Source organism: Alphaproteobacteria bacterium PA2 (genome assembly GCA_002256425.1).
Lineage (GTDB): Bacteria > Pseudomonadota > Alphaproteobacteria > Caulobacterales > Caulobacteraceae > Phenylobacterium.
Genome location: NKIZ01000001.1, coordinates 1,401,616 through 1,426,689 on the forward strand (window position 1 = coordinate 1,401,616; position 25,074 = coordinate 1,426,689).

The 25,074-nt window shown below is 61.7% G+C and carries 25 protein-coding genes; 15 read left to right on the forward strand and 10 right to left on the reverse strand.

Translation table 11 applies throughout. The features are described 5' to 3' along the window. Window positions 1-8 precede the first annotated feature (8 nt). From CFE28_06760 to CFE28_06775, 4 genes are all read left to right on the forward strand, one after another. Window positions 9-518 carry a diguanylate phosphodiesterase gene (locus CFE28_06760; GenBank protein OYU69729.1) on the forward strand — a complete coding sequence of 170 codons (510 nt, stop codon included), beginning with the start codon at window positions 9-11 and terminating at the stop codon, window positions 516-518. A 24-nt stretch (window positions 519-542) separates the two neighbouring features. Continuing rightward, on the forward strand, window positions 543-1,484 hold the full coding sequence (locus CFE28_06765; GenBank protein OYU69730.1) for a glycosyl transferase: 942 nt from the start codon (window positions 543-545) through the stop codon (window positions 1,482-1,484). A 129-nt stretch (window positions 1,485-1,613) separates the two neighbouring features. Beyond that, complete coding sequence (locus CFE28_06770) at window positions 1,614-2,786, forward strand: acetyl-CoA acetyltransferase (GenBank protein OYU69731.1); 1,173 nt, start codon at window positions 1,614-1,616, stop codon at window positions 2,784-2,786. 308 nt (window positions 2,787-3,094) lie between these two features. Next, window positions 3,095-5,119 (forward strand): TonB-dependent receptor, encoded by a 2,025-nt coding sequence (locus CFE28_06775; protein ID OYU69732.1) that lies wholly within the window; start codon window positions 3,095-3,097, stop codon window positions 5,117-5,119. Here CFE28_06775 and CFE28_06780 read toward each other — a convergent pair. Beyond that, window positions 5,103-6,428, reverse strand: coding sequence for a sorbosone dehydrogenase (locus tag CFE28_06780; GenBank protein OYU69733.1), 1,326 nt, complete (start codon window positions 6,426-6,428; stop codon window positions 5,103-5,105). The two genes, CFE28_06775 and CFE28_06780, sit on opposite strands and share 17 nt — an antisense overlap. A gap of 137 nt (window positions 6,429-6,565) precedes the next feature. Here CFE28_06780 and CFE28_06785 point away from each other — a divergent pair, with 137 nt between their 5' ends. Next, a complete protein-coding gene (locus CFE28_06785) occupies window positions 6,566-6,964 on the forward strand; it encodes a hypothetical protein (GenBank protein OYU69734.1) in 399 nt (132 codons plus the stop codon). 55 nt (window positions 6,965-7,019) lie between these two features. Here the strand turns inward: CFE28_06785 and CFE28_06790 are convergent, their stop codons facing one another. Next, entirely contained in the window at window positions 7,020-7,298 is a 279-nt protein-coding gene (locus CFE28_06790; GenBank protein OYU69735.1) for an integration host factor, read from the reverse strand. A gap of 615 nt (window positions 7,299-7,913) precedes the next feature. Between CFE28_06790 and CFE28_06795 the strand changes: the two genes are divergently transcribed. From CFE28_06795 to phnN, 8 genes are all read left to right on the forward strand, one after another. Further along, window positions 7,914-10,493 (forward strand): TonB-dependent receptor, encoded by a 2,580-nt coding sequence (locus tag CFE28_06795; protein ID OYU69736.1) that lies wholly within the window; start codon window positions 7,914-7,916, stop codon window positions 10,491-10,493. A 150-nt stretch (window positions 10,494-10,643) separates the two neighbouring features. After that, window positions 10,644-11,594: a hypothetical protein gene (locus CFE28_06800; protein ID OYU69737.1), complete on the forward strand. Its 951-nt coding sequence runs from the start codon at window positions 10,644-10,646 to the stop codon at window positions 11,592-11,594. Then, entirely contained in the window at window positions 11,591-12,439 is an 849-nt protein-coding gene (locus tag CFE28_06805; GenBank protein OYU69738.1) for a hypothetical protein, read from the forward strand. The genes CFE28_06800 and CFE28_06805 overlap by 4 nt, the downstream gene beginning before the upstream one ends. A gap of 2 nt (window positions 12,440-12,441) precedes the next feature. Next, window positions 12,442-13,338 (forward strand): phosphonate ABC transporter, permease protein PhnE, encoded by an 897-nt coding sequence (gene phnE / locus CFE28_06810; GenBank protein ID OYU69739.1) that lies wholly within the window; start codon window positions 12,442-12,444, stop codon window positions 13,336-13,338. Then, a complete protein-coding gene (gene phnE / locus CFE28_06815; protein OYU69740.1) occupies window positions 13,335-14,141 on the forward strand; it encodes a phosphonate ABC transporter, permease protein PhnE in 807 nt (268 codons plus the stop codon). Before phnE (CFE28_06810) ends, phnE (CFE28_06815) begins: the two co-directional genes overlap by 4 nt. Before the next feature lie 112 nt (window positions 14,142-14,253). Beyond that, entirely contained in the window at window positions 14,254-15,036 is a 783-nt protein-coding gene (gene phnC / locus CFE28_06820; GenBank protein ID OYU69741.1) for a phosphonate ABC transporter ATP-binding protein, read from the forward strand. Further along, entirely contained in the window at window positions 15,033-15,728 is a 696-nt protein-coding gene (locus tag CFE28_06825; protein ID OYU69742.1) for a chloramphenicol acetyltransferase, read from the forward strand. Before phnC ends, CFE28_06825 begins: the two co-directional genes overlap by 4 nt. Continuing rightward, window positions 15,721-16,257: a phosphonate metabolism protein/1,5-bisphosphokinase (PRPP-forming) PhnN gene (phnN, locus tag CFE28_06830; protein OYU69743.1), complete on the forward strand. Its 537-nt coding sequence runs from the start codon at window positions 15,721-15,723 to the stop codon at window positions 16,255-16,257. Before CFE28_06825 ends, phnN begins: the two co-directional genes overlap by 8 nt. Window positions 16,258-16,266: 9 nt before the next feature. Here phnN and CFE28_06835 read toward each other — a convergent pair whose 3' ends face one another. The 8 genes from CFE28_06835 to phnG are packed head-to-tail and all read right to left on the reverse strand — an operon-like array spanning window position 16,267 to window position 22,683. Next, a complete protein-coding gene (locus CFE28_06835; GenBank protein OYU69744.1) occupies window positions 16,267-17,004 on the reverse strand; it encodes a hypothetical protein in 738 nt (245 codons plus the stop codon). Next, window positions 16,956-18,104 (reverse strand): phosphonate metabolism protein PhnM, encoded by a 1,149-nt coding sequence (locus tag CFE28_06840; protein OYU69745.1) that lies wholly within the window; start codon window positions 18,102-18,104, stop codon window positions 16,956-16,958. Before CFE28_06840 ends, CFE28_06835 begins: the two co-directional genes overlap by 49 nt. Before the next feature lie 2 nt (window positions 18,105-18,106). Then, window positions 18,107-18,817 carry a phosphonate C-P lyase system protein PhnL gene (gene phnL, locus CFE28_06845; protein OYU69746.1) on the reverse strand — a complete coding sequence of 237 codons (711 nt, stop codon included), beginning with the start codon at window positions 18,815-18,817 and terminating at the stop codon, window positions 18,107-18,109. A 6-nt stretch (window positions 18,818-18,823) separates the two neighbouring features. Next, window positions 18,824-19,609 (reverse strand): phosphonate C-P lyase system protein PhnK, encoded by a 786-nt coding sequence (phnK, locus tag CFE28_06850; GenBank protein ID OYU71593.1) that lies wholly within the window; start codon window positions 19,607-19,609, stop codon window positions 18,824-18,826. Between the two features lie 5 nt (window positions 19,610-19,614). After that, a complete protein-coding gene (locus CFE28_06855) occupies window positions 19,615-20,538 on the reverse strand; it encodes a carbon-phosphorus lyase (GenBank protein OYU69747.1) in 924 nt (307 codons plus the stop codon). Beyond that, window positions 20,535-21,644, reverse strand: coding sequence for a carbon-phosphorus lyase complex subunit PhnI (locus CFE28_06860; protein ID OYU69748.1), 1,110 nt, complete (start codon window positions 21,642-21,644; stop codon window positions 20,535-20,537). The genes CFE28_06855 and CFE28_06860 overlap by 4 nt, the downstream gene beginning before the upstream one ends. A gap of 2 nt (window positions 21,645-21,646) precedes the next feature. Then, complete coding sequence (locus tag CFE28_06865) at window positions 21,647-22,261, reverse strand: phosphonate C-P lyase system protein PhnH (protein OYU71594.1); 615 nt, start codon at window positions 22,259-22,261, stop codon at window positions 21,647-21,649. Further along, window positions 22,261-22,683, reverse strand: coding sequence for a phosphonate C-P lyase system protein PhnG (gene phnG / locus CFE28_06870; GenBank protein ID OYU69749.1), 423 nt, complete (start codon window positions 22,681-22,683; stop codon window positions 22,261-22,263). Before phnG ends, CFE28_06865 begins: the two co-directional genes overlap by 1 nt. 206 nt (window positions 22,684-22,889) lie before the next feature. On the opposite strand from phnG, the gene phnF reads away from it, so the two are divergent. Both phnF and CFE28_06880 read left to right on the forward strand, forming a co-directional pair. Next, on the forward strand, window positions 22,890-23,609 hold the full coding sequence (gene phnF, locus CFE28_06875) for a phosphonate metabolism transcriptional regulator PhnF (protein OYU69750.1): 720 nt from the start codon (window positions 22,890-22,892) through the stop codon (window positions 23,607-23,609). Then, a complete protein-coding gene (locus tag CFE28_06880; GenBank protein ID OYU69751.1) occupies window positions 23,518-24,759 on the forward strand; it encodes an alpha-D-ribose 1-methylphosphonate 5-triphosphate diphosphatase in 1,242 nt (413 codons plus the stop codon). The genes phnF and CFE28_06880 overlap by 92 nt, the downstream gene beginning before the upstream one ends. Window positions 24,760-25,074: the final 315 nt, after the last annotated feature.

A 25,074-nucleotide genomic window follows, 5' to 3' on the forward strand; every position in this document is an offset into this window, starting at 1 on the left:
GATCTCCCATGGCCGAAGCTTTCAATGATCTGACCCTGCCTGAAGACCGTGCAGAGCGGTATGCGGTCCTGGCTGAGGAAATCGCCTCGGTGCTGGAGGGCGAAACAAACCTTGTGGCGCAGATGGCCACGGTCGCCTCCATGCTGGCGGCCAGCTTCCAGCACTTCTTCTGGACCGGCTTCTATGTGGTCGATCCAGCTAAATCAGACGAACTGGTGGTTGGTCCCTATCAGGGAACCCTTGGCTGTCTGCGCATTGCCTTCGGCAGGGGGGTCTGCGGAGCGGCTGCGGCGTCCGGCAAGACACAGATTGTCCCGGATGTTCATGCCTTTCCCGGCCATATTGCCTGCGACGGGCGGTCCGCCAGCGAGATCGTGGTCCCGGTTTTCGGCGCAGAGGGAAGGCTGATCGCTGTCCTCGACGTCGATTCAGAAACGCCTGCCGCCTTTGACGAGGTTGATGGTCACTGGCTGGAGGCGATTTTGTCCGCGACGTTCAGTCGATCCACACTTCGATAACCGCCACCCGGTAGCCTGTGGTCAATGAATACCGCGGCCCCTCAGATCAGCATCATCATCCCGACCCAGCGGCGTCCGGTCGGCCTGGAAGTCGCTGCGAGATCGGTTTTTGCCCAGACCGATGTTGATCTCTCCCGGATCGAACTGGTCATCGTCGACAATGATCAGGCGCCATCAGCGCGGGATCTCGTGACCCGGCTCTCAGGGGATGCTCCATTCCCCGTCACATATGTACATGAGGCTGCCCCGGGCGTGGCCAATGCCCGGAATGCAGCCATGGCCGCCGCGCAGGGAGACTGGATCGCTTTCCTTGATGATGACGAGGAGGCAGGTCCTGGCTGGCTCAACGCCCTCCTGCAGGCCCAGGCCAGGTTTGACGCTGATGCGGTTTTCGGCCCGGTGCGCGGTCGTGCGCCCGCCTCCGTAGTGGCGCATTGGGCCTATCTCGAGTGGTTCTTTTCCAGGCTCGGGCCCGAAACCGCGCAGGTGCTGGACGGTTACTATGGCTGCGGCGACAGCCTGGTCCGCCGGTCGTCCATGCCCCACCCGACAGCGCCGTTCTCGCCGGCGCGCAATCACTCCGGGGGTGAAGACGACCTTCTGTTTGGACAGATGAAGCAGGCCGGAGCCCGGTTTGCCTGGTCTCCGGAAGCCTGGGTCTGGGAAGACCCCCAGCCGGAACGCCTGACCCTCAGCTATACCCTCTCCCGAGCCTTCGCCTACGGCCAGGGGCCGACAGAGGCCGCAGTGGCCGAGTCTGACTGGACTGCTGTTGCACGGTGGATGGTCATTGGCCTGGGGCAGGGGATCGTAGAGGGCCTGGCAGCAGGGCTGCTGGCCCTGACCGGATCGGACCGGGCTGTCTTCCGGCTGGACAAGGCAATGCGCGGACTGGGCAAGACCTTCTGGTGGGGGCCATTCCGCAAGACCTTCTACGGACACACGCCTGCAGCCAGGGCTGAATAGCCGCCTTCGCACCGTCACTGCGAAAAACCCGCTGACCTTCAGCCTCGGGCAGTTGGCTTCCGCCACGTCGTAGGATTATGTACCTCCCAATCCCGCCGGAAGTCCGGCGCCAAACCAAGGGAGCAGACCATGGGTGAAGCTTACATCGTGGCCGCAGGCCGCACCGCCGGCGGCAAGAAGGGCGGCAAGCTGAAGGATTGGCACCCCGCCGACCTCGCCGCCGTTGTCCTCAACGAACTGGTCGATCGCACCGGCGCTGATCCGGCCCTCATCGAAGACGTCATCATGGGCTGCGTTGGTCAGGTGGGCGAGCAGGGCATCAATATCGGCCGCAACGCCGTCCTGGCTTCCAGGCTGCCGGAAAGCGTTCCCGGCACCAGCGTCGACCGCCAGTGCGGCTCCTCGCAGCAGGCCCTGCAGTTCGCGGCCCAGGCCGTGATGAGCGGCACCATGGACATTGTCATCGCCGCCGGCGTTGAGAGCATGACCCGGGTGCCGATGGGCCTTTCGGCAGCCCTGCCGGCCCAGAACGGCTTTGGCACCTATATGAGCCCGCGCATCCAGGCCGCCTATCCGAACATCCAGTTCTCCCAGTTCATGGGCGCTGAAATGGTCGCTGAGAAGTACGGCCTGACCAAGGATGAGATCGACGAGTACTCTTACCAAAGCCACCAGCGGGCCATCTCCGCTACCCAGGCCGGCGCCTTCAAGAACGAAATCATCGGTCTTGAGATCACCGACGCCGACGGCAATGTCTCGATCCACACGGTCGATGAAGGCATCCGCTTCGACGCCAGCCTTGAAGGCATCAAGGGCGTGAAGCTGCTGCGGGAAAACGGCCGCCTGACCGCCGCCTCGTCCAGCCAGATCTGCGACGGCGCCTCGGGCGTGATGGTTGTTTCCGAAAAGGGCCTCAAGGACCTGGGCGTCGAGCCCCTGGCCCGCATCCACCACCTGTCCCTGCTGGGCCACGACCCGGTGATCATGCTGGAAGCTCCGATCCCGGCGACCGAGCGCGCCCTGAAGAAGGCCGGCATGAAGATCGACGACATCGACCTGTTCGAAGTCAACGAAGCCTTCGGCTCGGTCCCGGTGGCCTTCATCAAGCACCTGGGTGTCGATCCCGCGAAGATCAACGCCAATGGCGGCGCCATCGCCCTTGGGCACCCCCTCGGCGCATCCGGCACCAAGCTGATGGCAACCCTGATCAACGGCCTGCAGGCCCGGGGCGGCAAGTATGGTCTCCAGACCATGTGTGAAGGCGGCGGCATGGCCAATGTGACCATCGTCGAGCGTCTCTAGAACGGACCTGGCCGGGCGCGCTCGAGGGCGCGTCCGGCTTACCCGCCTGACAATTCCATGTCGGCGGCGTACCTCTCTACTTGTGTCATTATGGGCACAGGGAGGTAATGGCGTGCGACTTCCGCCGCCTGCCGGGGGAAAGCGTGGCCCCTGCGACCCCTTCGACTCTTGCGCGATCCGGCAACCGGTGCGAGGGGAACCCACGGTTTTGCTGCCGTGATTTTGGCGGCGGGACTTCTGATTTTTTCGACTTCAGCCATTTCCAACTACCGGGCCATTTTTGACGGCCGGGGCGGGGGCCTCAAGACATGCGTATGACGGGTTGGGCGGCGCTGGCCGCAGCCTTGGCGGTTTCGGGCACGGCTTTCGCAGAGAATGACGCACAACCGGGCGTCATTTCATATTCAGCGGCCTTCTTTGCAGAGTCAGGACCCAACACGGCCCTGGACATGGTCCAGCGTCTGCCGGGCTTCACCTTTGAGCGGGGCGTTGCGGTGCGCGGCCTTGAGGGCGGTGGCGGCAATGTGCTGATTGATGGCGAACCGGTCGTCTCCAAGAATGACGGCCTGGATGACATTCTGCGGCGGATCCCAGTCGGATCGGTCCTCAGGGTCGAGGTGATCCGTGGCGGCGCCCCTGGCATCGACATGCGCGGCCGCACGGTGGTGGCGAATGTGGTCCGCAAATCCCAGTCAGGGTTCAACGGCGCCATCAGCGCCACGAACTGGAACATCTATGACGGAAGGACCATGAACGGCGTACGCGCCGAGGGCCAATGGCGGTGGAACGGCAAGCTGCTTGAACTCTCCATGGTCTTGGGCTCTGGCCCTGACGACCTGCTGGGCGACGGGCGTCGCACGCGGACAACACCGACCGGCGCCGTCCTGATCCGCAGCCAGGTGGACGCTGACGCTGGGGGCAAGAAGAAGTTCCTGATCGGGGCCTATGAGACACCCCTCTATGGTGGCCGCCTCAAGCTCAATGCGGCCTTCATGCCCAATCCCTACAGCGCCGAGATCACCGACCGCCTGTCGGTTCCTGGCGGTCGGGAATACGAATACAACACCATGGACAAGCTGCAGGGTGAGTTCGGCGCGCGCTATTCCAGGGGTCTCGGCGCCAAGGGCGGCCTGGAGGCGGTGTTCTTCCAGCAGTGGAACAATAACGACACCAAGGCCCATTTTGAGTCGGCCGCAGTGAACCGTGACTTCACGTCCGACAAGAAGCTGACCGAAACAGTCGGGCGGCTCCTGGTGCGGCGGAAGCAGTCTGACAAGCTGGCCCTGGAAGGCTATGTCGAGGGCGCCTTCAATGGTCTCGACAGCACTACCGGCTTCACCCTGAACGGCAAAAAGGTTGTGCTTCCCGCCGCCAATGTCCGGGTCGAGGAGAAGCGCGGGGAGGCCTCCCTCCAGGCGTCGCTGACCCTGTCCCCGGCCCTGAAGGTGGAGGGGCAGGTCCGCGAGGAAACCTCAACGATTTCCTCGACCGGAGATCTGGTGCTGGAAAAGACTCTCAGCTTTTTCAAGCCCCGCCTTGGCCTGACATGGTCGCCGGACGCATCTGATCAGGTGCGCCTGCGGATCGAGCGGGAAGTCAGCCAGCTGAACTTCGATGACTATATCGCCTCGTCTTCGACAGCGAGCACGGGCGCTGTGCTGGCCGGCAATCCGGACCTCTCGCCCCAACAGGCCTGGGTTGCCGAGGCGGCCTTTGAGCGCCGGTTCTGGGGCGCGGGTGCGGCCGTTCTGACCGTGCGCCACTCCGAACTTACCGACGTCATCGACCGGGCGCCGATCTATGTGAAGGGTGTGCCTGTCGCCGACGCGCCGGGCAATATCGGCAATGGAACCAGTGACGAGATCACCGCCAGCCTCGCCATTCCCTTGCAGAGGTTCGGTCTCAAGGCCACCCAGTTGAAGGGGCAGGTTACGCGCCGGTTCACCTCCGTGATCGACCCGGCCACGGGCCGCCGGCGCGAGATCTCCAACCTGCATCCGGTCGATTGGGAACTGCACTTCAATCAGGACCTGCCCCAATGGCGCACCAATTGGGGCATAGATGTCTACACGGGCGGAATTCGCGAAAGGGCCTTCAGGCTCTCCGAAATCGAAACCAAGAAGGTGGGCATTCCCATCTGGATCTTCGCAGAAACCCGGCTGCGCCCCGACCTGCTGCTCCGTATGGAAGTGCAGAATATCGGCGAGCGCAACGCCAAGCGCATCCGCGAGGTCTATGCCGGTCCCCGCGGATCCTCGGCCCTGCTCTACACCGACGCCCGCGATCTCGAATTCGGCCGTAACATCCTGATCCGTATCAAGAAGACGCTTTGACTTCAGGCGGCCGGGCGCTGACGCGCCAGATGATGTCGCCGACATCGTCCGCAACCAGCAGGCCGCCGGACTTGTCCACTGCGACCCCAACGGGACGGCCGCGCGCCTCGCCCTTTTCGGTCAGGAAGCCGCTCAGGAAGACCTCCGGGCGATTGACCGGCTTGCCGTTCTCAAAGGGCACGAAGACGACCCGATAGCCGTTCAGCGGCTTGCGGTTCCACGACCCATGCTGGCCGATGAAGACCCCGCCGCGATAGCGATCCGGAAAGTTCTCCGCCTTGTAGAAGGCAAGCCCCAGGGACGCCGTGTGCGGGCCAAGGGCGAAGTCAGGGGCTATGGCCTTCGCCACCATGTCCGGCTTCTGGGGCTGGACGCGTACGTCCACATGCTGGCCGTAATAGCTGTAGGGCCATCCGTAGAAGGCGCCGTCCTTCACGCTGGTCATATAGTCCGGGACCAGGTCCGGGCCGATCTCGTCCCGCTCGTTGACAGCCGTCCACAGGGCGCCGGTGACCGGTTCGAAATCAAGACCATTGGGATTGCGGATACCCGTCGCAAAAGGACGGCTTGGCCCCTTGGGCAGGGTGAATTCGGTGATCTGGGCCCGGCCTTCCTCTGCCGCCATGCCGTTCTCGCCCACGTTGGAATTCGAACCCACCGTGGCGTAGAGCTTGGTCCCGTCCTGGCTGGCGATGATGTTCTTGGTCCAGTGGTGATTGATCGGGTCGCCCGGCAGGTCGAACACCTTCTCGCCGGGACCCTCCACCCGGGTGTCGCCATCCTTGTAGGGATAGCTGACTATGGCGTTGTCGGCGGCGACATAGAGGGTCTGTCCCACAAGGGCCATGCCGAATGGGCGTTTGGTCCCTTCTGCAAAGACGGTCTTCAACTCCGCCACGCCATCCCCATTGGCGTCGCGAAGCAGGATGATCCTGTTGGGGCTTTTCCTGTTTGCGCCGGCGCTCTTCATGATGAAGGCGGCCGCGTGGTCGCGGAAGGTCTTGGGCGGCTTGGCTTCCGAGGATGACTCCGCCACCAGCACATCGCCATTGGGCAGGACATAGACCCACCTGGGGTGGTCCAGGCCTTCGGCGAACCGTGTGACCGTGAAGCCTTCGGGCGCCTTGGGCTGTTCACCTGCGCTCCACGGGGCGACCTTGGCGATGGCGACCTGGGGCAGGAGACCCTTGTGGGGTTCCGGCAAGGCGGGGTTTGGCCCGAAGCCGACGAAAGGATCCAGGGCGCCTGGCTGGCCGCAGCCGGCAAGGGTGAGGCCCATCAGGCCCAGAATGATTGGCGTCCGGCGCATGCAAAGCTCCTGAAATCAGCGCCCTGGCGACAGAGTCGACAGGTCGCGCAAGGTTGACGCCTTCCGGCGAAGGACGGAAGGTCAAAACACAGATCGGGCCAAAAAGGATCCGGTCAGATCTTCAAAGGGGTGGAACCATGACAACTGAACTGACCATGCTGACCTATTCGGTTGGCCTTCTCTTCGTTCTGATCATCATTCAGGCGACCGCAGGCATCAGGGCCCAAGGCCTCAAGCCGCTGGCCAATTCCCGGGACAACCTGCCGCCTCCAGGCGTCTTCCAGGCGCGGGCGAAGCGCTGTGTCGACAATCACCGTGAGGGCCTCACGCTGTTTGCGCCACTGATCCTGGTCGCCGCCCTGGCGCAGGTTTCCAATCACGCCACGGTCCTTGGCGCCCAGCTGTTCTTCATTGGTCGGGTGGCCCATGCCGGCATCTATCTGGCCGGTCTTCCGATGATCCGTCCCCTGGCCTGGGCCGTGAGTATTGTCGGAACGGTCATGGTCTTCGCAGCCCTGATGGGGTGGGCTGGTTAAGGTCTTGAGCGGCGGCGTCCAGATCAGAACCTGAACGCCGCCGGCTCGAAACGGCTTAGCCGTTGACGGCGTCCTTCAGGGCCTTGGCGGCCTGGAACACGATCTTCTTGGAGGCCGCGATTTCGATCGCTGCGCCCGTGGAAGGGTTGCGACCCGTGCGGGCCGGCTTGGACTGGACCTTGAACTTGCCAAAGCCGGGGACGGAAACTTCGTCGCCCTTCACGGCGGCGCCACGGATGGCGCCGAAGACCGCGTCAACAATGGCCTTGGCCTGAGCCTTGGTCAGCTTGTCGTCAGAGGCGGCAACCTGATCGATGAGGTCGGAAATGGTCATATGTCGTCTTTCGTAAGAGAATCGAAGGCCCGACCCTGCCAAGCTCTCATGCGGATGTCACGTGCATGTGGCGCCCCGAATGGCTATGAAACGGGCAAAATCGCCCCTGAGACCTCAAAATCGTGCCTTCGCTCCCCGATCAGCGACTTTCCGTCGCGCCCATGATGGACTGGACAAATTCAATATATTTTTCAACTAATTACCGGGGGACGTGTGCACTCTTCGTACCCTAGATGTTCTCTTTCGCCAGGGTTTTCGGTCCTTCGCCAGGGTGCGAAATGTCGCGACACAATTTCTCGTGCCTGAAAACCACCATCCAGCGAATTGGATAGGCACAACAGGCTGTACCCAAGCAAGTTTCCGGCCAAACGGCCGTACGCGGCCGGTTTTGTCGTCAGTGACTCACCATTGAATGTACCCAAAACGGACGCCCCTACCGCCCAAGGGGCGGCCTGCAAGGATGGATCCGATCCGGGTTGAAACTGACACAACGTAACCATTGCCGGTTGGTCCCGGACCGACAAATTTTGTGGCGATCACGAAGAGTTCGCGCATTCGAATCCGAAGCGTCTTTGAGGGTCAGCACACTCCCAACTCTCAGATGGGGGTAGACACATGCGTCTTCAGATCAGCTTACGCCAGTCCGTCATGGGTGGAGTTGCGCTTGCAGCGCTCGCGACTTCGCTGATTTCTTTCACACCGGCCCGGGCGGAAGCCACAGCGGCGGATGCTGGAGCCGTTGGCCTGGAGGAGGTGATCGTCACCGCCCAGAAGCGGTCCGAGAACCTTCAGAAGACGCCAGCATCGGTTTCCGTTGTCAGCGCCCAGGCGATGGAAGACCGCCACATCTACTCACTGACCGACTTGAATGACGGTGCGGCCCCAGGGCTGACGGTGACGCCATTCGCAAGCCGCCCGTTCAGCATCATCCTCAACATTCGCGGCGTCGGCATCATGGCCGATACAAACCAGCCGTCCGGCGAGTCTGGGATCGGGGTCTATCTTGACGGGGTCTATCTTGGCCGCCCGCAAGGCCTCGATGCCGGCCTTTATGATCTCCAGGCCATCGAAGTCCTGAAGGGGCCACAAGGCACCCTGTTTGGACGCAATACCCTGGGCGGGGCCTTGAATATCACGACCAAGAAGCCTTCCGGCAAGTACGGCATGGAAGTGGTGGGCGGTGTCGGGAACTTCGGCAGCTATGAAAGCCAGTTCCATCTGAACCTTCCTGAATTCCATGATGTCTCGGTCAAGCTCGACGCCATGATCCAGGCCCATGACGGGTGGGTCAAAAATCCCATGCAGGATCAGCACGACTGGAGCGAGGTCGCACGTCGCGGTTTCCGCGCCCAGGTTCGCTGGACACCGACGTCCAAGTTCACCGCAGACTATGCCTTTGACACCAGCCACACCGAAGACACCACGATCTTCGGCTACATCGTCAAGCCTGCCAATAATGTGACGATTTCGCCGCTTTCGCTGATCCCGAAGGGCCGTATCAAAGTCGCGCCGATCGGCGCGATCCTGCAGCCCAGCCTCGGCGACCAATGGGGCCACTCCCTGACCCTGAACTGGGATGTCGCGCCCTGGGTGACCTTGAAGTCCATCTCCTCTTACCGGGATCTCTATCAGGACCAGTATTCCCAGCCGGGCACCACGGGTGTGGCGATCACAAACAGTCTTGGCGCCGGCCAGAATTTCCAGCGCCTGTCTGTCGCGAAATTCGAACAGAGCCAGTACAGCGAGGAAATTCAGGCGATCGGAAAAATTGATCGCCTCAACTTTATCCTCGGCACCACCTATTTTCATGAGAGCACGACCGATCAGGCCCAGGCTTTCAACACCTTGCACTGGGACACCAGCGGCATAGCGTCGACGATCTCGCCGATCGTCTACACGCCATTCGGGAATTCCGTGCTTGGCCCGAACGCCTGCATCACAACACCAGCGAGCTGCAATTCAAACTACAACAACTTCTATGGACAGCCAGGGCAGACGACGCTGGTGCAAGGCCTCTATCCCAATATCGGCGTAGATCGCGCCAGCCGGGCGACAACGGATAGCTTCAGTCTCTACGGCCAGGCGACCTGGACGCCGCCCATCCTTGATGAACGGCTTCGTCTGACAGCCGGGGTGAGCTGGAACGAGGACCGCAAGGAAGGCGTTCTGCTGGTCGTCAACAACGCCTTGCCGTTCCTGCCTGACGCCAACGGGCAGCTGACTAAGGTCCAGGGCGTTGTCCCGCGCAGCCAGACATGGCGGCGGGTCAACCCGATGGTCAATCTGGCTTACGATGTCTCTGAAACCGTCTCGGTCTACGGAAAGTGGAGTACCGGCTACAGAGCCGGCGGCTTCAATTCCCGCTCGATCGTCTTTTCCTCATACGATCCCGAAGAAATCTCCATGGTCGAAGTTGGCCTGAAGAGCGAGTTCTTCGACAGACGTATGCGCTTCAATGTCGCTGCATATGCAGGTGACTACAAGAACGTCTATTATAACATCACGGCAAACTACAACACATTCGCCTCGGATCCGAAGACTGGTCAATTGATTGTCGTCAGCGGATCTACACGAACTATTGAAGACACCTATAACATGAAGGGCGTTGGAAAGGTTTCCGGGGTCGAGGTGGAAGTCAATTTGGCGCCGATGGAAGGGCTGACGATCTCTTCCAGTTACACCTACGCCAAGGAAGACATGCCGCTGTTTACAGATCCTGTGGCGCGCCCCCAAATCAACAGCGCCGGCGTAGTGACTGGATACGCGCAGAATACGCCGACCACCTACCACCAACTTTATACACCTGAAAACAGGGTGACCGGATCTATCGACTATCGCCGGGAAGTACTGGATGGTGCGACGCTCAGACTGCACCTCGACGGAAACTGGAATGACGGCCAGTACAGTTCCCCAGGCGACGTCAGCACCGGCACGAAGGACGCCAGTGGCGCCACCATCTATCTTCCGCAGCTGAAGACCCAGATCGGCGCAATCTTCAATGCCCGGATTTCAGTGGGAGATATCGAGGTCGGGGACTCAGGCGCAAGGCTCACCATGGCAATCTGGGCCCGCAACCTGTTTGACAACACGCTGATGATCGGCCGCAGCGGCAGTTATGTTCAGCCTTCCAGCAATGTTTCGGGCAGCTTCAACGACCCGCGGACCTATGGGGCGACAGTTTCCGTGAAGTTCTAGGGCCCGCGAGGCGCCCGGACTTACCGGACAAGTTCAGGATGGGTTCGGCCAGGCGGGCTTCCTCCGTCATCCGCACGACATGACTCTGGTTCAAAGGACGGGGAGGCCAAAGGTCGCTCCCGTCATCGGACACCGCGAACGGATTAATGAATGCGAAGGCTGATCGTACTGCTTTTCGCCGGAAGCTTCCTGGCAGGTCTGAGCGCATGTGGCGCCAAGCCGGAGACGGATCACCTGAAGGGTGAGCTGCGGATGTCCATGCAGGGCTCCAATGACGACCCGGCCATCGTCAAGCGCCGTGAGGCTTACAGAAAGTATCTCGGGGAAGTGACGGGGCGGCCAGTGAAGCTCTACGAGGCCTCGGACTATAACGGGGTCATTCAGGCCCTTGCGTCGGGACAGGTGGATGTCGCTACCCTCGCAGGCGGCGGCTATGCAAACGTCGATGCGCAAGTGGGTGGCAAGGTTACGCCTATCCTTACAACCCGCAGGTCGGATGGCGGTACGGGCTATTATTCCGCCCTCATCGTTAAGGCTGACAGTCCCTTCAGATCCATCGCAGACCTGAAGGGGCATAGCCTTGGCTATGTCGATTTCAATTCGACCTCTGGCTATCTCTATCCCCGGGCGAAAATGCGCGCCACTGGGATCGATCCCGACACCTATTTCGCCAAGGAGGCGTTCGCCGGCGGCCATACCCAGGCGGTCATGGCTCTCGCGAATGGTCAGTTCGACGCGACCTTCGTACAGGTATCAGGTGGGGATCCGGCGCATGGGTTCACCACGGGCGCTGTCTACACCATGGCGCGGCGCGGCCTGGTAGACATCAAGGACTTTCGAACAATCTGGGTGGTGGGTCCGGTTCCCGATACCGCCATCGTCGTGCGGACGGATCGACCTCAATCGCAGATCGACATCATAAGGGGCGCCATGGCCGCCCTGGCCTACGACCAGCCAGACCTGTGGACTGACATCGGTCAGCCGGCAGGATCTGAATACACAGCGATCGGGCGTCAGCACTACGCCGAGGTCATCGCCCTCCGAAATGAGGACATTGCGCAGCGCCGGACTGGCTCGAAGGACGTTGGGGTCCCGAAATGAAAGCGTTGCTTGCCCTGGTCAGCCTGTTGGCATTGGCGCCTGAGCTGGTCTTGGCGGCGCCATTCCGGTTAGCAACCAACGCGGCGACAAGCGCTCCCTGTGGTCCGCTTGGCTCAGACGCCAATGCGAGCAAACGCGCCCTGTTCAAATTACTTGCTCAAAGGCTTGACGCCGAAGTTCTGGATTGCCCGGTGGCCGGATTTCGTGGTGCGGCCGAAGCACTTGCGGCAGGGCAGGTCGACATGGGGACGCTTGATCCGGAGTCGTATGCACCCGTGGCCGCCAAGGTCCGGGCCATTCTGACCTTGCGGCCAAAGGATGGATTGATCCGAACCCAGGTCGTCACCGCTGTTCGGGGCGGTTCTTCCTTCAAGTCTCTGGGTGATCTCCGTGGTCAGCGCCTCGTATTCATTGGCGTCGCCCCATATGACCGTGATCTGCCAAGAAAGGCCCTTGCAGACCAGGGTGCCGGATCATCGTATTTTTCAAAAGAGGTCGTCGCCGCGTCTGCTGAAGAGGCTCTCTCGCAGCTACGCAAGCAGGATGCCGATGTCGTTGTGATGAACGCCGACGCTTGGCAGCGGAGTTGCCGCGGCGCCAAGCCACAGGATCAGCCGTGCGGCGATCTTCGTATAGTCTGGAAGGGCCGACCCCGCGCGGCGAACGCGGTCGTGGTGCACCTGGACATGCCACCGCGCCTGCGCTTTCAGCTCATGGGAATTTACGTCGCCATGCACCTGGAGGCGCCTGACGCCTTCATCGCGGCTTCCGCCTTTGCACCCGGCAATGAGAATTTTGACGGGGCTGAAGCTGCCGCGCTTTCACCGTCACACGTGATCAAATAGGCATGTCGACAGGATCTGAAGCCGTCGTCGAAAACTTCGAGACGCGCCGTCGTCGGGCCCTGCGTCGCCACTGGTTGCAATCGGGCGTGGGGCTGCTGATCTTCAGTATGGTCCTCGCCGCATCATTCCAGGAAAGCCAGTTTTTCAGTTCAGATATTGGCGGGGATCCCCTGGGCCGGATCGGCGAATTCCTGGTGCGCATGACCCCAAGCCTGCAAGGGCCGGTCTTGTTCGAAGGGCGTTCAACTCCAGGGTCGCTGGCGTCCTGGTTCTATGATCTGCCGGGGTGGCTCGCGGCCATCTGGCAGACCATTGAAATGGCCATTGTCGCCACGGTCTTTGGATCTTTGGGGGCTGTGGGCGCCTCGCTCCTCTGTGCATCCAACCTCATGCCCTGGCGCCCGGTGAGGTTCCTAGTGCGCCGCAGCCTTGAGGTGACCAGGACCATCCCGGATCTGGTCCTCGCCCTCATTCTTGTCGCCGCGTTCGGCGTAGGACCCTTGCCCGGCGTTATTACGCTCTCGATCTCGACCATGGGGGGGCTTGGCAAGCTGTTTGCAGAAATCAATGAAGAGGTCGATCCACGGCAGCTCGAGGCCCTGGATGCCGCCGGAGCGGGGCTGCTGAACAAGATCCGCTTTGGGGTCTTTCCCCAGGTGTTCCCGGCCTATGCCTCCTACGGACTTCTGCGGCTGGAAGGAAACCTGGCCGGAGCGGCCGCCCTGGGAATCGTCGGGGCCGGCGGGATCGGGCTCGAACTACAGCGCGCCATCACCTACACCGAATACAATACCTATCTGGCGATCCTGATCCTCATGGTCGCGATGATCTTCCTGATCGACCTGATGTCAGAGGCCATTCGCCACCGCCTGATCCGACTGGATGAGGGCGGGCAATGACCACCGGAATACCGACGGCTCTACCCGCCGTGCATTCGCCATGGCCTGGACTCATCCGGGGGGCGGCTGCGTCGGCAGTCTGCCTCATAGCCCTGCTCGCGATGATGGCTGACCTCAACCTGTCGCCGGACGCGCTTGCCAGCGGATCCTCCAAGCTCGGGCGGTTTATGGCCTCAATGGTCCCGCCCAGCGACGGTGGCGATAGCATCAGGATCCTGAAATCACTTGCCGAGACCTTCGCCATGGCTGTTGCGGGAACCGCACTGGCGGTCCTGGCGGCCGTGCCCTTGGGTTTGGTTGGCGCAAAGACAGTGGTCAGCAATGGCCTGCTTCATTTCCTTTTCCGCCGATGCCTCGACATTTTCCGTGGCGTTCCGGCGCTTGTCTGGGCGCTGATCTTCATTTCCGCCTTTGGCCTAGGGCCCTTCGCCGGCGTCGTCGCCCTGGCATTTGCCGACATTCCCAATCTGGCGAAACTCTTCGCTGAGACCCTGGAGAATTGCGACCGGGGTCCGGTCGAGGGCGCGCGCGCCTCCGGCGTTTCCAAGATCCTTGAAATCCGGTTTGGTCTCGCGCCACAGGTCGCGCCGGTGATGGCCAGCCAGTGTCTCTACTATCTCGAGAGCAATTTTCGGCACGCCGCTGTTCTTGGCATTGTCGGCGCAGGGGGCATTGGCTTCGAACTGGATGAACGGATCAGGATCTTCGCCTTCGATCAGGTCGCCTATATCGTCCTGCTCTACATGGTCTGCGTCGCTGCGCTCGACTTTGTTTCGCGACAGCTCCGGGCACGACTGGCCTGAGCCTGCCACAAATTCCGTAATTGTCCCTGAGCTCCTGCCTCGTCCGTCACGACGGGGTCACAGCGGTGTCCTAGTTTCCAGGTCCGGTCGGACGTCGCCCTGGGGAGTCCCCATGCTTGAACTGAATGAGCTGTCAAAGCGCTTCGGAGACACCCTGGCTGTGGACCGTGTCTCCCTGTCCATTGGGCGCGGAGAACTGGTCGGCATCATCGGTCGGTCCGGATCGGGAAAATCGACATTACTGCGCCTCATCAACAGGCTTGCGACGCCGACTGACGGGTCTGTCGCCTGGGATGGCTCACCGATTAATGGCCTGCGGGGCACGGAGTTGAGGCGCTGGCGACACAGCTGCGCCATGATTTTCCAGCAGTTCAACCTCTCACCCCGACTGGACGTGATCACCAATGTGCTGATTGGCGTTGCAGCGAAGCGTCCGCTCTGGACCTCCATGATCAAGTTCTTTCCGGCGGCGGATCGAGCCCGGGCAGTTCTTGAACTCGACGCTCTGGATATGGCCGCCGCCGCACTTCAAAGAGCCGGCACCCTGTCGGGAGGCCAGCAACAGCGGGTGGCGATCGCCCGTGCGCTGATGCAGGACCCGAACATCATCCTTGCCGATGAACCCGTGGCGTCCCTTGATCCCGTAAATGCAGAAGTCGTGATGTGCGCCCTGCAGAGGGCCTGTGCTGAGCGTGACATCCCGGTGCTGGTAAGCCTTCACAGTCTTGATATCGCCAGGCGCTACTGCACGCGGATTGTCGCCATGGCGAAGGGGCGCATTGTGTTCGATGGGCCGCCTGCGGCCTTGTCCCAGTCGATTGTCGATCAGATCTATGCCGGCCGGAATAATCGGCCGTCGCCCGCCCTGGTCGAGCCTGAGGTGGCGGCGGCATGAGCGGACCCAAGCTAGCTGACCGCCCTCTGGGTGCTGGAGAGGTCTATATCGGTCGGTTTCTTGGCCTCACCGATCCCTTGTCAACGAGCGCCGGGCCACAGCCCTACATCGATGCTCAGGCCAGTGTTAACGACAGCATACTGGGCCCCTGGACAAGGGTAGGCGGCCGAACCAGCCTCTCCGAGGTGACTATGGGCGCCTACAGTTACATCGTCACAGACTCCAGCGCTGCCTATTCGGATATCGGGAAATTCTGCTCCATAGCTCGGGACGTCCGCATCAACCCGGGCAACCATCCCACCTGGCGCGCGGCTCAACACCATTTCAGCTATCGGGCGGTGTCCTACAATCTTGGCGAAGCCGACGACGATGCCTTCTTCGACTGGCGCAGATCCCATGATGTGAAGATCGGCCACGATGTCTGGATCGGCCATGGTGCAACCCTATTGGCGGGGGTCTCGGTGGGGACCGGCGCCGTGGTTGGCGCGGGCGCCGTGGTGTCCAAGGATGTCGCGCCTTTCACCATTGTCGGGGGCGTGCCGTCACATCCGATCCGTGAGCGGTTTCCGAAGGCCGTCCAGGGTGGTCTATTGTCCCTCGAATGGTGGCATTGGGAGCATGACCGCTTGGCTGGAGCCCTGGAAGATTTCCGAGAGCTGGACGCCGACGCGTTCCTCGAGAAGCATGCCTGAAGGCGGTCGGCTGGTCCTGGTGGTGGGTCCTTCAGGGGTGGGCAAGGACACCCTGATCGAGGCCGCGAAGAACCTCCGCCTCAGCGGCGTGCGGATTGTGAAGCGTGACATTACGCGTTCTGCCGAACTGGGCGGCGAAGACTATGCGTCCATCAGCGAAGCTGATTTTGCCCGGCGGGAATCCGCCGGCCGATACGCACTTAGCTGGCGAGCGCACGGTCTCAGCTATGGCATCCCTGGGGACATCCTTGAGGATCTGGCTGCAGGCCAAACCGTGGTCGCCAACGTGTCGAGAACAGTGCTCATGGAAGCTCGGCAAAGGTACAGAAATCTCGTGGTTGTCTCGGTAACCGCAAGTCCTGAAACCATCCGGGCGCGGCTTACGGCGCGTGGCCGCGAGACGGACGCCGAGATCGAAGGGCGCATATCCCGGGCTGCAGTGTTCGTTGTCGACGGCGAAGACGTGATTGAACTTTGCAATGATGGCTCCCGGGCGGAAGCCGTGGCCGCGTTCGTCGCGCTTCTGTAGTCGGCGGCTCTAAGCCGCTTCGAAGGCCAGACGAGCGATGATGTCGAAGGGGCTTTCACGATCCGGCTGTCGGAAGATCGCGAGGGCGTCAAACAGGTGTGCGCCGGCGTCTTCGCCAAACTGATCCATCAGAACCGCGCCGACCCGCGCGGAGACCGCATCATCGCGAATGGTGCCCGTCAGGGTCATGTGGAACCTGAACTCATCAAAGATGTAGGGATAGCCCCAGGCTACGAGCTTACTGTCCTGATCTTCCGTGAGTTTGGCCCGTCGGCGTCGGGCCAGATCTTGATCGGATAGAGGGGCCCTGAACCTGTCAAAGGCTTTGACGCACGCTTCATGGAGGGCCGACATGCCTGGCGAGATTTCGGCCAGGCGCAGGGCGTGGAACAGTCCGATGCGACCCGGCTCAATAGCGGCGGTGAAACTGGCTTGAGTTCTCACGAAGTCTGCAGCAAATGCCAGTAGTTCACCTTCGGATACCTCCGCTGCAAGTTCGAAGGGCGCCTTGAGTGTGGCGTGAAACCCGTAACCCCTCGGGTCAGATGTCAGGGCGTCTACGTCGAGACCTTCCAGGGCAGGAATGTCAGGTCGATTGACAACCGCCCCGGTATAGGCGTCACGGCCAAGCCACGCGGATGCTTTTTCCCAGAGACGGCTTCCCTGATCGGGCGCGTAATAAACGGCGTAGCGGGCCGTCATGCCACCCGCATCCCGGCGCGCCAGACTTCCTTCGGCGTTGGCCATCCCTGGGCGCCGCGGGACACCCGGACAAAATCCGCCAATTGGCCCGCTGCAATTTCCCCCCGGTCTGTGAGGCCGACGCTTCGTGCCGGGTTTACGGTCACGGTCGCCAGGGCCTTTTCCGGCGCCCAACCCAGCAATTCTATCAGCATGAAGGCGGAACGCAGCATGGAGAGGGGTACGTAATCGGACGCGATGATGTCGAGAATATCTGCCTCAGCGCAGGCGCGGGCGCTGAGATTTCCGGAATGGCTTCCCCCGCGCACAAAGTTCGGGCCGCCCATGGCATTCATCATTCCGAGTTCCCGCGCGCGTTTCGCCGCTTCCAGGGTAACCGGAAACTCCGAAATCGTGCAGCCGTCGCGGTGCGCCTCTTCAACATGATCGAGGGTCGCGTCGTCGTGGGCGGCCAGCGGCACCCCGGTCTCCCGAGCTAGAGCCACCACCCTTGATCGGTTCTGGACGGAAACGGACGGATCTCGTCCTTCGAAACGGAAGGACAGGATCCTGGAAATCTCATCCGGCCCATGGCCGGCCTCGACCAGCTGCCGCTCCATACGTCCCACGTCGGAGACCTGTCGCTGGCCAGGCGTGTGGTCCATGACAGACAGGAGTCGAAGCTTCGAATGATTGCTGAATGGCGCAACGAGATCCATCAGCTCCGGATTGGTGATTTCGCACCGCAGGTGCAGAAGGTGATCAGCGCGCAGGGCGCCGTCCGCCGCAGCGGAATCCATGGCTTCAATCATAGGCGCTAGGGCTGTCTTGCGATCCAGCCCATCCTTGGAGCCGTGCAGGGCAAGGCTGTCGAGGACTGTCGTGATGCCTGCCGACGCGCACTGCCCATCCTGGGCGAGGGCTGCGCCATATGCGTCCCAAAGGGCGCCTGGTCGCGGCTGATAGTGCTTTTCGAAATTGTCGGTGTGGATGTCGACGAGGCCGGCGATCAAGGAGTCGCCGCTCCAGTCGATGGCCTTGGTTCGTGCGGAAGAGCAGGGTTCCACAGCAACAATACGACCATCACGGACGATGATTTCGCCGCTGACTTGGCCTTCCGGGGTGATTACCGCCTTGGAGAAGATACGTATCTCATCCTGCACCATGGTCAGGCCGCCGCCTTGAATTCAGCGACCGGGAACAGGCGCGTGGCCACCGCGTCACGGACGTCGTGATCGTGGAAGATGCCGATCATGGCTGCGCCGCCATCCAGGGCTTCCCGGATCAGTTCAACTACGATCGCCCTGTTTTCGGCGTCCAGCGACGCTGTCGGCTCATCGAGCAGGAGCACTGGATACTGGCGAATGAAGCTACGCGCGATGTTCACCCTTTGCTGTTCGCCGCCCGAGAAGGTGGCTGGCGGCAAACGCCAATGGGCTTCCGGCAGGCGCAGGGCCGACAGCATCCTGGTGGCGCGGGCCTCGGCTTCCGCAGGATCAACGCCATTTTCGAGGAGGGGCTCCATCACCAGGCGCAGGGTGGAGATCCGCGGAATGACCCTCAGGAACTGGCTGACATAGCCAAGGGTCCGCCGGCGGATATCAAGGATGGTGTGCGGGCTGGACTGCGTGATGTCGACATATTCGCCATCATGGAGAACCCTGACCGACCCTGTGGTCGGGCAATAATTTCCATAGATCGACCGCATGAGGGTCGACTTCCCGACACCGGAATTGCCGGAGAGTACGAGGCACTCTCCTGCGCCGACCTCCATGCGAAGCTGGCGGAAGACGGGAATGACGGCTGAGTCAGCATTGTGCAGGACGAAGGTCTTGCTCAGGTCTTCGACGATGATGAGCGGCTGGCTGGGCGATGACATGGTGGCCTAGATCTGCAGAACGGAGGAGACGAGGAGCTGGGTGTAGGCGTGTTGCGGGTCGTCCAGGACCTGATCGGTCAGGCCGGTTTCAACCACCTGGCCGCGGCGCATCACCAGGAGCCGGTCGGCCATGAGCCGGGCGACCGCCATGTCATGGGTGACGATGATGACGGCCAGATCCAGATCGCGCACAAGTTCACGCAGCAGGTCGAGAAGGCGCGCTTGAACCGAAACATCAAGACCTCCGGTGGGCTCGTCCATGAAGACCAGCTTGGGGCCATGGATGAGGTTGCGGGCGACCTGGATCCGCTGCTGCATGCCGCCGGAAAAATTGCGGGGCTTGTCGTCGATACGTGTGGTGTCGAGTTCCACCCGCGAAAGCCAGTCCAGGGTCGCCTGGCGCATGGCTCCATAGTGGCGCTGGCCCATATTCATGAGGGGCTCGGCGACATTGGCACCGCCGGACACGCGCATGCGAAGGCCGTCCCGGGGGTTCTGGTGAACAAAGCCCCAGTCCTCCCGCTGCATCCGCCGGCGGTCAGGTTCGGACAGGGTGTAGATGTCCCGAAGTCCGAAGCGCCGCGTGTCGAATTCGATCCGACCTGCCGAAGGTGGCAGACGTCCGGAGAGGCAGTTCAGCAGGGTCGTCTTACCCGACCCGCTCTCACCAACGATGCCGACCACCTCGCCTGGGCGCATCTCGAAGCTCACATCCATGCAGCCAGGGATGTGGCCGTACCATTTTGACAGGCCCTCGACCTTCAGAAGAGGGGCCGCCTCAACCTTGGACATCGCATTCATTGAGCAGCCTCCGCTTCGCCTTGCGCCAGCTGGTGGCCAGCCATGGGGCCAACATGGCCAGCGTCTCGCCTTTGGCCGCAGTGGTGACTGTCAGAACAGACAAACATCTTGGCGCCCGCATCATCGAGGACAACCTCGTCGAGATAGGCGTCGTCCGCCCCGCACAGGGCGCAGTTTTCTTCCCAGGTCTGGACTTCGAAGGGATAGTCCTCGAAATCCAGGCTGCGCACCTGGGTATGTGGCGGGACCGCATAGATCCGCTTTTCCCGACCGGCGCCGAACAGGAGGATGGCCTCGTTGTCATCCATTTTCGGGTTGTCGAACTTGGGAATTGGCGAAGGCGACATCAGATATCGCTCCCCAACCATCACGGGATAGCCGGCCGTCGCCGCGATCCGACCGTAGGCCGAGACGTTTTCGTAAAGCGAGACGTACTGGAGGCCGTATTCCTCATAGGCGTGCATGGCTCGGGTTTCGGTCTCACGCGCCTCAAGTCCCCGAAGGGGTTCGGGCTGCGGAACCTGGAAGACCAGGACCTGTCCGGCCTTCAGCGTCTGCTCGGGAATGCGGTGACGGCTCTGGATGATGGTGGCTTCGGCGGTATCTTCCGTCGTTGCGACGTCGGCAACCTTTGCGAAGAAGCGCCGGATCGATACCGCGTTGGTCGTGTCATCGGCGCCCTGGTCAATGCACTTGTAGACATCGTCAGGGCCGATGATCGCAGCGGTCAGCTGGATGCCGCCTGTGCCCCAGCCGTAAGGCACAGGCATTTCCCGGGAGCCGAAGGGAACCTGATATCCCGGGATTGCCAGAGCCTTGAGAATGGCCCGGCGGATCATCCTCTTGGTCTGCTCATCCAGATAGGCGTAGTTGTAATAGCGCTCGGCCTCATTGGACCGGGGCGTGGAGGTCGCAATCATTCTGCGGCTACCTTCATGGGGTTATTTCGTTCGAAGTGCTCGCGACGGAGCCGGCGGATCAGCTGAAGATCGGCCTGGAAGTCGACATAGTGGGGCAATTTCAGGTGCTGGACGAAGCCGGAGGCTTCGACATTGTCGGAGTGGTAGAGGACGAACTCCTCGTCCTGCACCGGGGCGTCGGCCTGTTCACCAACTTCACGGTGACGAAGGGCGCGATCGACAATCGCCATGCTCATGGCCTTGCGTTCACAATGCCCGAAGGTCAGGCCATATCCCCGGGTGTATTGTGGCGCCCGCTCGGCAGAACCGGCAAAACCGGAAAGCATCTGGCATTCCGTGACACTCAGCTCGCCTATCTCGATGGCGAAGCCCAGTTCTTCCGGTACGAATTCGACGGCGACATCGCCAAACCTGATTTCGCCGCAGAGCGGGTGGGTGCTGCCCCAGCCCCGCTGCGATGAATAGGCGAGGCTTAGCAGGAAGCCTTCATCGCCCCGGGCAAGGGCCTGGAGCCGCTGGTCCCGCCCTGCAGGGAAAGCCATGGGCTCCCGCGTCAGGTCGAAGGGCGCCTCTGCGTCTTCGGGCCTTTCATCGCGTTCAAGGAGATCTTCGTGGGCGAAGACCGACCCGATGGTTGGCATGGGGTAGGGCTGCGGCGTTTCCGCCAAAGCCGCGGCTTCAGGCAGCGAAGAGCCCTCGGCGGCAAGAGCGAAGTCGAGCAGGCGATGGGTGTAGTCGAAGGTCGGGCCGAGGATCTGCCCGCCGGGAATGTCCTTGAAGGCCGCAGAGATACGGCGAAGAACCGACATGTCTTCGGTTTCCACCGCTTCCGAGGCGCCGAAGCGGGGCAGGGTGGTCCGAAAGGCGCGGACAAGGAAGATGGCTTCCGGAAGGTCGCCGCGCGCCTGCTTGATGGCCAAGGCCGCCAGATCCGGATCATAGCACGACCCTTCGGCCATCACCCTGTCGACCGCGAGCGTCATCTGTTCGCGGATCTGGGCGACGTCGAGCTCAGGGACTGCGGCGTCTCCGCGCCGCGCTTCCGCCAGCCAGGCGTGGGCGTTGGTGATCGCCTTCTCGCCACCCTTTACGGATACATAGGCCATGTTCAGACTCCTTCCGTCTGGATGCGTGTTGAGCGGGGCAGGGCCATCAGCTGATCGCCTGCCACCAGGAGGACATCGACGCCGAACTGGAACTGGGCGCCGTTCTCTGAAAGCTGTCCCCAGAAGTCCTTTGGCAGTCCCGTGGGAGACACCACGGTCTGGCCCTTGATCCCGGGGCCCCGGAGGGCGACTGAGGGTCCACCTGTCAGGGCAGCGACCTCGATAAGCACGGTCGTGGACCTGTCAGGGTATTTTGCATCTCCGATGTTGAAGACGCCCAGGGCAGGCGCGCTTTCCGGATTGCAGACAATGGCGAACGCCGCCTGGAGGGGATCGGCTGTCAATGGACACCCGCAATGGAAGCGCAGCCACGCCTGGGCCCCCTGCTGATCAATGGATGGGTCCAGCCAGACCGGGGTCTCGAAATCAAAAAGCGTCAGCGCCACAGCGCCGGCGGCCCGACCGAGCCCCATCGGGGGCTCAGGTGCAAAGGATAGGTCTGCGATTGAGCCGGGACGGGCGACAGCGTCCATCACGGCCCTGAATACGGATTGGGATCCGAAAACCGGGTCAGGAAAGCCGGGTTCGATCTGCGTAAGGTCAATTCCCGTAGTCATCATGCTGGTCCCCGATCACGCACCATGGTGAAGAAGTCGACGCGGGTGGCTGCGGCCTTGCGTGCGGCCAGCTGGCGCCGCGTTTCGTGAGCCTTTTTCAGAAGATCGACGATGTCGGCCTGCACCAGCGGCCGGAGCGCAGCAGATTGCATCATCGCGTCGACGGCAGCCGCGATCTCGGCATGCTCGCGACTGCGCCCGGCGACATAGCTGACGCCGGTCTCTCCGGTTTCCAGCCGGACAGCAGCCCGCGTCACGGTCATTTCCCCGACATTGAATGGCGCGCCGGCGCCACCCATCCGGCCGCGGACCAGCACAAGTCCGTGTTCGGGAGCTCGGAGGGCTGAGAACCGCGGGCGCTCCGGCAGGCTGTTCCAGGCGGCGATCAGGTCCTGTGATTTCGCCTTCGCCAGGGTCGACATCCAATCGCGGCGAGCGTCCTGCGCCGGGGGGGAGGTTGTATGGTCGGGCAAGATGCCAACTCCGACAATTGAGCAAGTTGTTGCGTTGTTATGTGTATAGACTTAGTGTAGTCACCAATTAGCGGCAATAAATGAAGTATGAAGCTTATTTGACAGTAGTAAAACTTGTCTACATCGCCCGAATACAATTGAAATGAGTCAGGCAAATGATGATGACGCAGACGCTGTGGCGGAAGATTTCGCAGAATATCGAACGTCAGATCGAGGAGAAGGAGCTCAGTCCCGGGGATAAACTGCCGACGGAATACGAGCTTTCGCGCCAGTTCATGGTCAACCGCCATACGGTTCGACGCGCTTTGTCCTACTTGCAGGACAAGGGATTCATTGAATCCACCCAGGGCCGCGGAACTTTTGTTCGTCGGCCGACGCGCCCGGTGACCCTCAACCGTCGCCCCCGCTTCGCCGAGGCGGTCATACTCCAGGGGCGCAGCCCGAGCGTGAAGGTTCTGCGCCTGGATATCCGGTCATCCGAGCCCCATGTCGCAGCTGAACTGGGACTTGCGGCGGGAGCGCCCATCGTATTCCTGGAGCGACTACGTCTCGTGGACGATGAGCCGACCGGGCTCAGCCTGCATCACTTCAGCGCCGAGCGGTTTCCGACCTTCCCCGAAATGTACCGGGCGCGCGGAACAATTACCCAGACCCTCATCGACAGTGGCGTGCCTGACTATACCCGCCGTCGCACCTCCATCTCGTCGCGCCTCTCCATGCCCATGGAGGCCGAGCTGCTGCATGTCCCGCGACACATTCCGCTTCTGATCCAGCGCTATCTCAATGTGGATGGCTTGGGTCGCCCCCTCGAATACGGCGAATCCCGCGGCACGGGCGAGGTCACGGTCGAGTTTCCCCCACCCCCTACAGATTGATCAGTTGGAGAGTTCCTTGGAGTACGCGCTTAAAAATGCCCGCGTCGTGACGCGAGACGAAGACTTCATCGGATCAGTCCTGGTCCGCGATGGGTGCATTGCCTCTGTCGATCGGGGAGTCAGTCAGACGGGTGAGGATCTGTCGGGGGATGTCCTGATGCCCGGCATCATCGACATCCACACGGACAATCTGGAAAAACACTTCTACCCGCGCCCGAATATCGACTGGGATCCGGTATCGGCCGCTGTCGTCCACGATGGAGGATGTCTGTCCGTCGGTGTCACGACCGTGTTCGATTCCCTGAGCCTTGGCGCCTACAATGGCTCTGCCGCACGGGGAAAGGCGAACCTGCACCGTCTGACAGAAGGCCTCGCCGCCGCGGAACGGGCAGATATGCTCAAGGCCGAGCACCGCATTCACTGGCGATGTGAGACGACGTCTGATGTCATGCACGACTGGCTGCTCGAGCTTTCCGAGCACCCCATGACTTCGATGTTTTCCCTGATGGATCACACTCCGGGCCAGCGACAGTACCGGAACATCGAAAATCACCTCAAGAACTGGCGTGATAACGGCATGAACCAAGAGGCGATCGACCTTAGGCTGGCAGACTGTCGCGAACGACAGGTGCGAAATGCAGACATAAACGCTGCCTTGGTGGCCAAAGTCGCCAAGGCGAGAAACGCCACCCTGATCAGTCACGACGATGAGACCCCCGAACACGTTGACCGGGCGGCTGACTTCGGCGCCACGGTCGCTGAGTTTCCGGTCACGCTCGAGGCCGCCGCCCGGGCCCAAGCCCGGGGAATGACGATTGTCATGGGCGGTCCGAACCTGATGCGTGGTGGTTCCTATTCGGGAAATGTGCCGGCCGCTGAGTTGGCCAAGAAGAACCTGCTGGAGGCCTTCGCCTCCGATTACGTGCCGCGCAGCCTGATCGAATGTGCTTTCCGCCTCACAGCCCCAGGGTTTGACTGGCCCCTCGCCAAAGGGGTGGCAACCGTAACTGCAACAGTTGCCGAGGCCGCCGATCTCGGTGACCGGGGCGTTATAGAACCTGGAAAGCGGGCTGACCTGCTGAGGGTCAGGGTTGTCGGCGACCTGCCGATCCTGCGAGGGGTTTGGGTTCAGGGGCTTAGGGTGGCCTGAGCCTGAATGGGGCCCTCTCGGCGCTCGCGGTCCCGACCTGTTAAGGGCCTTGCCATTGCGCCTTTTGGGGCGTGTCAAAGCCTTTAACCAAGCTTTCGATCGTAGTGCCACCAGAGTAGCGCCCGGGCCCAAGCGTCTCCTTACGCCAGAAGGTCTCACTGGTATGGCGGTGTGTCCGTTGCGCAATGGCCCGCCAGGGCCCTGATGGAAGCTTCACCAAAGAACACCGATTTCGTGTTCTCTTTGTGCGCACTGGGTGGGAGAAACATAGCGAATAGTCGCGTTCGTTCCCACTCCCTCTCTGGCGAAGACATC